The sequence below is a fragment of the Sphingobium indicum BiD32 genome (genome assembly GCF_000382885.1).
Lineage (GTDB): Bacteria > Pseudomonadota > Alphaproteobacteria > Sphingomonadales > Sphingomonadaceae > Sphingobium > Sphingobium japonicum_C.
The window spans coordinates 130,950-140,789 of sequence record NZ_CAVK010000039.1 but is presented as its reverse complement, the minus strand read 5'-3'; the positions used below and the strand labels follow the sequence as shown (position 1 = coordinate 140,789).

Below are 9,840 nucleotides of genomic sequence, written 5' to 3'. Positions count from 1 at the left end.
AAAACCCGGGACGCTTCAGTCGCGCCGGTAATACCGTTTGTCGGGTACAGGGTCGTTTACGCGGTCGAGATATACCCGCCGCAGGATAGGTCTTCGTGGGACGGATCTTCCAATGTAATTAACGCACTTTGCTACCAGAATAGTGGCAAGCGCAGCCCACAAAGCGGAATGATCCTGTCCGCGTCCCGACAGGGACGGATCGACGCGTCCACGGCATGGACGCAAACGATAGGGAAGTTGAGTTCAGCGCATAGCGGTCCTTGCTGTCATGTTGTTCATGTCAGGCCTCGGCAGGGATCGAACGGTCGAACAGCTCACCCGTTCGAAGCATGGTATGCATGATCATGGCGAGTTTGCGCGCGACCGCGACGGCGGCTCGTTTGAAGCCGATCTTCTCTTTGAGCTTCAGCCCCCAGATACGCAGCGCGCTATCCGCCGTGGTGCGCGTGAGGATTACGGTCGCCGCTTCGTACAGCAGTCCGCGCAGATGGTTGTCGCCGCGCCGGGATATATGACCGTCGTAATCAACTTCGCCTGACTGGTAGCGCCTGGTCGTCAATCCGACCCAGGCACCGACCGAACGCGACTTCCGGAAGTTTTCAGGGTCCTCGATTGCCGCAACGAAGGAAGAGGCGGTCACCACACCGACGCCTGGAATCGACGAAAGCAGCTGGCATTGCTCGCTCACGCGCGCGGAGGCAATAAGCTGCTTGCTCAATTCGGCAGTACGGGCGCGGATGCTTCGCCAAGCCTCGAGCACCGGCAGGATGATCTGCTCAAGCCCGGCGTTGCTCGCCAGCAAACTGCGTACATGACCCTCGAACACGCGCCCGGCGCCTTTGGGAACGACCAAGCCAAACGTCTTCATCAGACCGCGAATCTGGTTTGACAGCTGGGTCGTCATCTTGACCAGCTGATTGCGCGTTGCAACCAGCGTGCGGGTCTGCATGCTATCGAAGCTCTTCACGCGCACTGCGCGGTAAAAGCCGACCTCGGCAAGATGCGCCAGGCCGTCTGCATCATTCGCATCGGTCTTGTTCCGCGCCATATCGAGCGCCGCCTTGGCATGGCGCGCATCAATGCAGATCGCGGGCAAGCCTTCCTGCTTCAGCGCGTGGTAGAACCAGACTGACAGCGGTCCGGTTTCAAACACGACACGTTCCGCGTTCGGCGCACGTTTGCGGATGATCTCCGCTATCAGCTTGGGATCAGATGGGCATGGGCCGCGCCAAATCCGCTGGCCACCTTGGCGCACCGAGATAAAACTCTCTTTTAAAGACACGTCGATGCCGATAAACTGTCCCATGGTTGTCTCCCGTGATGCTGGGACCGGTGTCAATCGTGAGCCCGTTTTTCATCCTATCGGGGGGCAACCACCCTTCCAACGCAACGCTGATCGCGCCGGTGTTCCCAACCCCGCGATTACTCTATGTAATCGCAAGATATGCCGGAAGATTACGCCCTTAAGCATATCCGCGAAGGGCGGTTGATCCGGGTGCTCGAGGATTGGTGCGAGCCGTTTCCCGGATATCATCTCTATTATCCGAGCCGCAGGCACGCCCTGCCGGCCTTCGCGATCATGGTCGATGCGCTGCGCTATCGCGGTGCGTGACCGGCATCTGATCAAATCATGCCTCTGTCGGACGAACAGGGTGAACCCCGCTTGACGATCGGATGCGCCTGCTCAATCCTGCATCGGTGAGCCAAGCCATCATCGATCCCGCCCCTTTACGTTCCGGCCCCTCGGTGGTGCTGTCGGCGCGACCTGAAGCGATCCGGCTTGATGCGGCAACCACGGCGGTCATCATTGTCGACATGCAGAACGCCTATGCCAGCAAGGGCGGTTATGTGGACGAAGCTGGTTTCGATGTCGGCCCGGCGGCCAGCGTCATTCCAAAGATCGCCCAAGTCGTCGATGCGGCGCGCGCAGTGGGCATGCCGGTGGTGTTCCTGCAGAATGGCTGGGATTCGGGCTATGTGGAGGCAGGCACCCCGCTCTCGCCCAACTGGCACAAATCCAATGCGCTCAAGACCATGCGGGCGCGGCCGGAGCTTGCCGGGAAGTTCCTGGCGCGGGGCGGCTGGGACTATGATCTTGTCGACAGCTTGAATGTGCAACAGGACGACCTGCGCGTCCATAAGCCGCGCTATTCGGCCTTCTTCAACTCGCAGCTCGATTCCGTGCTGCGCGCGCGCGGCATCCGCACGCTGATCTTCACCGGCATCGCCACCAATGTCTGTGTCGAATCCACCCTGCGCGACGGGTTCCATCTCGAATATTTCGGCGTGCTGCTGGAGGATGCGGTGCATCATCTGGGACCGGACTTCATATGTGAGGCCAGCCTCTATAATGTCGAAAAATTCTTCGGCTGGGTCAGCAATGTCGCCGATTTCCGTACCGCTGTCGGGCAGCTTCCACCAAAGGATCATTAATGCCTTTTGAGCCGATCAATCCGCCGCAATTCCCAACGCCCATCGCACCCTATTCGGCCGGGGCCAGGGCGGGCAACACGATCTATGTGTCAGGTGTGCTGGCGCTGGGCGAGGGCGGCACTGTGCTGCATGTGGGCGATGCCGCCGCGCAGACGCGCCATGTGCTGGAGGTCATCAAGATCACGGTTGAGGCAGCAGGCGGCACCATGGCGGACATCGCCATGAACCATATCTTCCTCAAGGACCTTAATGACTATGCGGCTTTCAATATGGTCTATGCCGAATATTTTCCGGGCGACAAGCCTGCGCGCTATTGCATCAAATGCGAACTGGTAAAGCCAGACTGTCTCGTCGAGATCGCCTCGGTCGCTCATCTTGGCTGAGGCCGCAGGTCTTTACTATGAAACGTACGGGAGCGCGGACGCGCCGCCGCTGATCCTGTCCAGCGGCCTTGGTGGCTCGGCGGGCTACTGGGCGCCGAACATCCCAGCGCTCGCTGAGCATTTCCGGGTCATCGCCTACGACCATCGCGGCACTGGTCGCAGCAATCGCGCGCTTCCCGAAGCCATAACGGTCGAGGACATGGCGAGCGACGTAACCTTGCTATGGGATGCTCTGGGCATCGAGCGTGCGCATGTCATCGGCCATGCGCTGGGCGGCGCGATTGGCATCGAAACCGCCATCCGCACGGGACGGGTCGACCGGCTGGTGGTCATCAACGGCTGGCGATCGCTATCGCCGCACACAAGGCGCTGTTTCACCGCACGCCTCGCGCTGCTGCATGGCGCGGGCGAGCGTGCCTTTCTCGAAGCGCAGCCGCTGTTCCTCTATCCACCCGACTGGATTGCGACCCGTGATGGCGAACTGACGGCTGACCTCGCCCACCATCTGGCGGCTTTCCCCGGCGTCGAGACCACCGCCAGGCGCATCGCTGCCGTGCAGGCCTATGCGCCCGATCCGGCAGGGCTGGCGGCGCTTGATAACTTGCTCGTCATTGCCACCCGCGACGACTTCCTCGTGCCCTTCGCCACCGCGCTCGATCTCGCCGCACCCGTCGGCCACGCCAAAATCGCCACCTTCGACTGGGGCGGCCACGCCTGCAACGTGACGGACCCGGACGCTTTCAATCGCCTCGTTATCGAATATCTCAGGAGGTAAAGTCCATGCAGGTCGGCGTTTTCGTTCCCATCAACAATAATGGCTGGCTGATCAGCGAGAACGCCCCGCAATATCTGCCAAGCTTCTATCTCAACAAGGAGATCGCCCGGCGCGCCGAGAAGTACGGTCTGGATTTCCTGCTTTCGATGATCAAGCTGCGCGGCTTTGGCGGCAAGACGCAGTTCTGGGAATATGGCCTAGAAAGCTTCACGCTGATGGCGGGGCTTGCGGCGGTGACGGAAAAGATCAAGATCTTCGCCACCTGTCCCACGCTGATCATCCCGCCCGCCTTCGCGGCGCGCATGTGCAACACCATCGACAGTATCAGCCATGGCCGTTTCGGACTCAATCTGATCACGGGCTGGCAACCGCCCGAATATACGCAGATGGGCCTTTGGCCGGGCGACGAGCATTTCCGCAACCGCTACGACGTGCTTGATGAATATGCCCGCATATTGCGCGAACTGTGGGAGACGGGGCGCTCCGACTTCAAGGGCACATATTATCAGATGGAGGACTGCTTCGTCCGTCCCCAACCGCAAGCAGACATGAAGATCATCTGCGCGGGTTCGTCCGACGCGGGTCTGGCTTTCTCGGCGAAGTGGGCGGACTATGCCTTCTGCCTCGGCAAGGGTGTCAACACGCCGACCGCCTTCGCTTTCAACAATGACCGCCTTGCCAGGTTCACGGCCCAGACGCACCGCGACGTGTCAGTATTCGTGCTGGTGATGGTGATCGCCGCCGAAACGGACGAGGAAGCCATGGCCAAATGGCGCAGCTATAATGACGGTGTCGATCTGGAAGCCATCGCATGGCTGGCCGATCAGGGGGCCAAGGATACCGTCAACACCGACACCAATGTGCGCCAGCTCGCCGCGCCGGAAGGGGCCGTGAACATCAACATGGGCACGCTGGTCGGCAGCTACGAAAATGTGGCGCGCATGTTGGACGAGATGGCTCAGGTGCCGAACACCGGCGGGGTATTACTGACCTTCGACGATTTCCTGGAGGGCGTGGAGGCATTTGGCACCCGCATCCAGCCGCTGATGAAGAGCCGCAGCCCGATAGGCGATCGAGACGAATAAGCCATCCTCAGCCCCCGGTGCCCGCGAATGCCGTCAGGTAGGTGCGGCGCAGCGGACGATGACTTGCGGATTGCAATATTCCAGCAACCCTTCCCGGCCATTTTCCACCCCCAGTCCCGACTGCTTGTGCCCGCCAAAGGGCTGGCCTGGCCCAAGGTCCTGAACCGTATTGATCCAGACTGTCCCCGCTTCGATCCGGTCCGCCACCGCCTGCGCGGCATCAAGGTTCGTGCCCCAGACCGACGCCGCCAGTCCATAGGGGCTGTCATTCGCCCGCGCGACCACCTCATCCACATTGCTGAACTTCAGCAGCGGCAGCACCGGCCCAAAGGCTTCCTCTGCCACCACCCGGCTTTTCTCGTCGGGATTGTCGGCGATGGCGATGGGGATGAAATATCCCTGTCCTTCCGGCACGTCGCCGCCCAGCAGGAAGCGTGTCCCCGCTGATCGCGCGTCGGCGAGCAAGGCGCGGACACGGTCAAATTGCGGGCGGTTCTGGATCGGGCCGATCTGGACACCCTGTTCCGTGCCGTCGCCGATCTTCACCGACTTGGCGTAGTCGACCATGGCTGTCGCGAAACGATCATAGAGGCTTTCATGGACATAGATGCGCTTGGACGCGATGCAGATTTGCCCGGCATTGGCGAACGCCGCCCAAAACAGCCGGGGAATCACCGCCTCCACATCTGCATCGGGCAGGACGATGGCCGGATCATTACCGCCGAGTTCCAGCGTGACTCGCTTCAGATTGCCCGCTGCGCTGCGCATGACGGCCTTGCCCGTGGCGGTCGAACCGGTGAAGGCGATCTTGTCGATGCCCGGATGCTCAGTAATCCATGGCCCCAGCCTATCACTGCCGCTGACGACATTCAGGACGCCGGGCGGCAAAATCTCCCGCGCCAACTCGCCGAGTTTCAGGCTGGTCAGCGGGGTGAAGGGTGAAGGCTTGAGCAGCATCACATTGCCAGCGAGCAGGGAGGGCGCGATTTTCCATATGGCCAGCCCCACCGGGAAATTCCACGGCGCAATGGCTGCGACAACGCCGATCGGGACATGCCGCAGTTCGACCCGCCGTTCAGGTGCATCCGAAAGAATGTCCGGCTCCAGCGCCTGTCCGGCCATCTCCTGAAGCCAATAGATGCCGGTGCCGATTTCCATCGCCGCATCAGCAAGCGGCTTTCCCTGTTCACGGGTCAGCAGCAATGCAAATTCGTCGGCATGGTCCGCCAGCCGGTCACCCAGCGCGCGCAGCAGCGCCTGTCTTTTGGCAATACCCACATCTTTCCAGTCGCCAAAGGCCTGACGGGCGGCGGTGACGGCTTCATCCAGTTGCACACTCGCAATATCGGGGACATGGGCGATCACCGCTTCGGTAGCCGGATTGACCACGGCAAGCGTTTCGGTCGCCCATGCTGCCCGGCCATTAATCGTCATCGTGAAGTCGCTGGCAAAATCCATATTCATTACCCCGTTATGGCAAAAGAACCGGCTTCAACACATGACCCTGCCCAACGTCTTCAACCGCCTTGTTGATGTCATCCAGCCTGTAGAAAGTGATCAAGCGGTCGAATGGAAAGTGCCCCTGGCGCCACAAGGCAATGAGCTGTGGAATGAAAAGATCGGGCAGACTGTCGCCCTCCACTATGCCTCTGAGCGTCCGGCCGAGCACGAGACTGTTGATGTCCAGCGACGTTTCAGCGCCCATCGGCGCGGTGCCGACCAGACCGCATGTGCCGGTAACCCGTACACACTCCACAGCCTGGCGAACGACCTTTGGAACACCGGTACATTCGATCGCGTAGGCGACGCCCTCATCATTGGTCAGGGCGCGGATTGCGGCAACCGGGTCTGTGTCGGCTGCGCAAATGGCGTGGGTCGCGCCAAGGTCCAGCGCCAAGTCGAGACGGGTCTGATTCAGATCGACAGCGATGATATGGGCGCAGCCAGCCACGCGGGCAGCAAGTATCGCAGCCATGCCGACGGAACCTGCGCCGAACACGGCGATGCTGCTACCCGGCACAGGCCGAAGCGCATTCAGTACCGCTCCCGCGCCGGTCTGGATACTGCAACCGAGCGGTCCCATGATGTCGAGCGGAACGTCCTGTGCAATCTTCACGACATTGCGTTCGCTGGCCATGGCATAGTCGGCAAAGGAGGATTGGCCGAAAAAGCAGCCGCAAAGGTTACCACCGTCATGGCCGCGTAGTGTAGAGCCGCCGGCAGCACGAATACCTGCGAAATTGCGCGCGGCGAACTCCTGGCAATAAGCGGGGCGGCCGTCCCGGCAAGGCGCGCACTGACCGCAGGACGCAAAGGTCAGGACGACATGATCACCGGGCGCGACCTTGGTGACCAGCGGTCCTGTGCGCTCCACGACACCCGACCCTTCATGGCCAAGCACCGCCGGCAGCGGATAAGGAACCGACTGGTCGCGTGCGACAAGGTCGGTGTGACACAGGCCCACGCCGACAATGCGGACCAGGATTTCATCATCCCTGGGCTGATCGATCTGAACCGTTTCCAGTGTGAACCGCCCCCCGGCGTTACGGACAACCGCTGCTGCTATTTCCACGCGCTTTTCCTCATATCCCTGGACTATTCACCGTGTGGCTATCCTACCGTCCTGCGCGGTAGGGAGGGGCAGGCCACGTGTGGCTGGCCTGCCCCCTGCAATAATTCAGAACTTGCCGGTGAACTGAATTTGCACCGTACGCGGCAGCGCCGCAAAGCCGATTACGTCTGCATGGACGCCGCCCGCCGTGCCGGTGCCGCTGCCGGTGCTGGGGCCGTCCGCCATACCCGATACATAGAAGCGGTTTGTCAGATTTTTGCCGATCAGGGCGACTTCCCAACGATCATCTTCGCTGCCGATACGAACCCCGGCATCGACCTGAACATAGGAGGCGATCCGCGAATAGGGATTGCCGAAACCCGATACGATATAGCTGTCGCTATAGCGCGCATCGGCTGAAAGCCCGAACTTCAGGTTCGATCCGATAGGGGTTTCATATCGCGTCCCAAGCGAGGCCGTCCATTGCGGGGCGTTCGCCGTCGGCTTGCCGCTCAGATCCTGGAACGGGGCACCCCCCAGAGGATTATTGCCAGCTGTTGGCAAATTACATCCCTCGCTACTTTTCTGGCCTGAAAAGCAGGGTGCGATGAAGTTCTTGTACGTCGCCCTGTTGTAATTGACCGAGCCCTGGATCGAAAGGCCGTCGATCGCGCGCGGCGCATATTCAAACTCGACCTCGATGCCCTTCGATCGTGCCGCGCCTGCATTATAGGTCTGGAAGGCGAAGATTTGCGAATTGAAGAAATCGACCTGAAGATCGGTGAATTTGAAACTGTAGAGGCCCAGGTTGAAACGAAGCTGGTTGTCGAGAAGCGTCGTCTTTACGCCGATTTCGATTCCCTTGGCCTTTTCCGGCTTGAAAGTGAAATCCTCGATCGGATTGGGCGAGAAGGCGCTGTAGATGCCGCTGTTGGAAAAGCCGCCCGATTTATATGCCGTCTTGTAGGCGGCATAGACCATGAGGCCTTGTTGCGGTTTCCAGGTCAGCGTTGCTTCGGGCGACCAGTTGTTGAAGCTCTGGTCCGCTCTGGCAAAGATGTTCGGAACGAACACGCCCGCAAAGGCGGCATTCACATAGGGTTGGACGAAATAGCTGTCCTTGGTCTCGTGGGTATATCGGACGCCGCCGGTTGCCTCCAGCGTATCCACCAGCTTCCACATCACCTGCCCGAAACCGGCCAGCGTTTCGCCTTTGGTCTCGCTATTCTTCTGGAAGGTGACGTAGCGGTTTTCCGGCGCTGCCAACGAGTTTTCGACCGCAAAACCGGTCGTCCCCGCCGTCAGGACCCATTGGTCGAATACCCGCTTGGTCTTTTGATATAGTCCGCCGACCATCAGGTTGACCGACCCATCATAGCTCGTGAGTGCGCGAAGTTCGGACGAGACAGCGCGCCACGTCGCATTCTCGGTTGCCCAGGTGCCGCGATTGCTTGACTGGAAATCGCAGGCGCAGGACCAGCTATTCTTGTTTTCCTGATAGTTTGTGACGGACGTTATAGTGACGTCGTCAAGTTCATAGTTGATCGCGCCCGTCACCGCGAACGAGCGGTATCGATTATAGAGCGATCCGTCGTCCTTTGCGAAGGGCAGATCCTTGGCGATATCAGCAGGAATTGCATTCTGGTGCGTGACGAAACCCGCCTTGCAGGGGACGGCCGGGTTCAGCGAGCTGGAACCGGTGGCGCAATTATAGGGGACATAGTTCCAGGACGAATTGTTCGTCTCGCTTCGGGTGCCGGAAAGCTTGAGCGTCGCGGTCAGCCGCTCATCGGGCGTCCATTTCAGGGTGAGGCGGCCAAGCAGTTCCTTTTCGCCCGGCTGGTCGCGGGGCGCGGGCAGGGCGGTATGGGGCGTCAGCGTGCCGGTGGCAATGTCCAGTGTATTGAGCGTCACCGGGTCAGCGACATTCCTGAAATAGCCACCCCACATTTTCGATCCGCGCACCGCCACGCGAATGCCCAGCGTGTCGGACAGTGGACCCGATGCAATTGCTTCGACCTGGGCTTGTTCAGAGCGCAACTCATAAGCCGTGCGGGCGGTAAATTCCCAGTCCGGTGTAGGATCGGCCGTCGTGATCGAAACTACGCCGGCGGTCGCGTTCTTGCCGAAAAACAGAGCCTGCGGGCCTTTCAATATCTCCAGCCTTGCAAGATCGAAAAAGCCTTCATTGATCACGCGACCTTGTCCGTAATAGACGCCATCGACCACCACGGCGACCGACTGTTCGATGCCGATCGAGGTTGCCGATGATCCGATGCCGCGCAGGGTCAGGGTCGCGCCCGAACCGTTGGAGGCTCGCCCGACCGAGAAATTCGGCGTCGATGCGGCGACCTTCTCCAGGCTGGTGAGATCCTTCTGGGCAATCTGCTCGGCCGAAAGGGCCGTCACGGCGACGGGTACGTCCTGCACGCTTTCGGAGCGCTTGCGCGCCGTCACGACGATGTCCTGAAGGCCTCCCTGGGATTGATCGGCTGCAATGCCATCGACGTCGTTCGCTGCTACCGGGCTGGCCAGCACACCCGCCAGCGCCAATGCACTGCCCGCGAATTTGAGATTTGAGATTATATTGTTCATCTTTTTTCCCCTCCTTGA

General features: G+C 60.4%; 8 protein-coding genes and 1 pseudogene. 5 read left to right on the top strand and 4 right to left on the bottom strand.

The window, feature by feature from the left end:
- Positions 1–280: 280 nt before the first annotated feature.
- Positions 281–1,306, bottom strand: coding sequence for an IS110 family transposase (locus tag EBBID32_RS04095; RefSeq protein ID WP_006951057.1), 1,026 nt, complete (start codon positions 1,304–1,306; stop codon positions 281–283).
- A gap of 165 nt (positions 1,307–1,471) precedes the next feature.
- Between EBBID32_RS04095 and EBBID32_RS04090 the strand changes: the two are divergent.
- From EBBID32_RS04090 to rutA, 5 genes and pseudogenes are all read left to right on the top strand, one after another.
- Positions 1,472–1,612 (top strand): annotated as a pseudogene (locus EBBID32_RS04090) (LysR family transcriptional regulator); the annotation flags it as partial.
- 62 nt (positions 1,613–1,674) lie between these two features.
- Positions 1,675–2,433, top strand: a complete 759-nt coding sequence (gene rutB, locus EBBID32_RS04085) for a pyrimidine utilization protein B (protein ID WP_006951053.1) — start codon at positions 1,675–1,677, stop codon at positions 2,431–2,433.
- Positions 2,433–2,816, top strand: coding sequence for a pyrimidine utilization protein C (gene rutC / locus EBBID32_RS04080; RefSeq protein WP_006951051.1), 384 nt, complete (start codon positions 2,433–2,435; stop codon positions 2,814–2,816). Before rutB ends, rutC begins: the two co-directional genes overlap by 1 nt.
- On the top strand, positions 2,809–3,591 hold the full coding sequence (rutD, locus tag EBBID32_RS04075) for a pyrimidine utilization protein D (protein WP_006951049.1): 783 nt from the start codon (positions 2,809–2,811) through the stop codon (positions 3,589–3,591). Before rutC ends, rutD begins: the two co-directional genes overlap by 8 nt.
- 5 nt (positions 3,592–3,596) lie before the next feature.
- Complete coding sequence (gene rutA, locus EBBID32_RS04070) at positions 3,597–4,676, top strand: pyrimidine utilization protein A (RefSeq protein WP_006951047.1); 1,080 nt, start codon at positions 3,597–3,599, stop codon at positions 4,674–4,676.
- 33 nt (positions 4,677–4,709) lie between these two features.
- On the opposite strand, the gene EBBID32_RS04065 is transcribed toward rutA, so the two are convergent.
- From EBBID32_RS04065 to EBBID32_RS04055, 3 genes are all read right to left on the bottom strand, one after another.
- Positions 4,710–6,134 (bottom strand): aldehyde dehydrogenase family protein, encoded by a 1,425-nt coding sequence (locus EBBID32_RS04065; RefSeq protein ID WP_037488607.1) that lies wholly within the window; start codon positions 6,132–6,134, stop codon positions 4,710–4,712.
- Between the two features lie 13 nt (positions 6,135–6,147).
- Positions 6,148–7,248 (bottom strand): NAD(P)-dependent alcohol dehydrogenase, encoded by a 1,101-nt coding sequence (locus tag EBBID32_RS04060; protein ID WP_006951045.1) that lies wholly within the window; start codon positions 7,246–7,248, stop codon positions 6,148–6,150.
- 105 nt (positions 7,249–7,353) lie between these two features.
- Positions 7,354–9,822 (bottom strand): TonB-dependent receptor, encoded by a 2,469-nt coding sequence (locus EBBID32_RS04055; protein WP_006951043.1) that lies wholly within the window; start codon positions 9,820–9,822, stop codon positions 7,354–7,356.
- Between the last annotated feature and the right edge of the window lie 18 nt (positions 9,823–9,840).

What these genes read in the sequence shown, in the direction of transcription:
- EBBID32_RS04095 (WP_006951057.1), bottom strand. Translation starts at nt 1,306, where the DNA reads ATGGGACAGTTTATCGGCATCGACGTGTCTTTAAAAGAGAGTTTTATC.
- rutB (WP_006951053.1), top strand. Translation starts at nt 1,675, where the DNA reads ATGCGCCTGCTCAATCCTGCATCGGTGAGCCAAGCCATCATCGATCCC.
- rutC (WP_006951051.1), top strand. Translation starts at nt 2,433, where the DNA reads ATGCCTTTTGAGCCGATCAATCCGCCGCAATTCCCAACGCCCATCGCA.
- rutA (WP_006951047.1), top strand. Translation starts at nt 3,597, where the DNA reads ATGCAGGTCGGCGTTTTCGTTCCCATCAACAATAATGGCTGGCTGATC.
- EBBID32_RS04065 (WP_037488607.1), bottom strand. Translation starts at nt 6,134, where the DNA reads ATGGATTTTGCCAGCGACTTCACGATGACGATTAATGGCCGGGCAGCA.
- EBBID32_RS04055 (WP_006951043.1), bottom strand. Translation starts at nt 9,822, where the DNA reads ATGAACAATATAATCTCAAATCTCAAATTCGCGGGCAGTGCATTGGCG.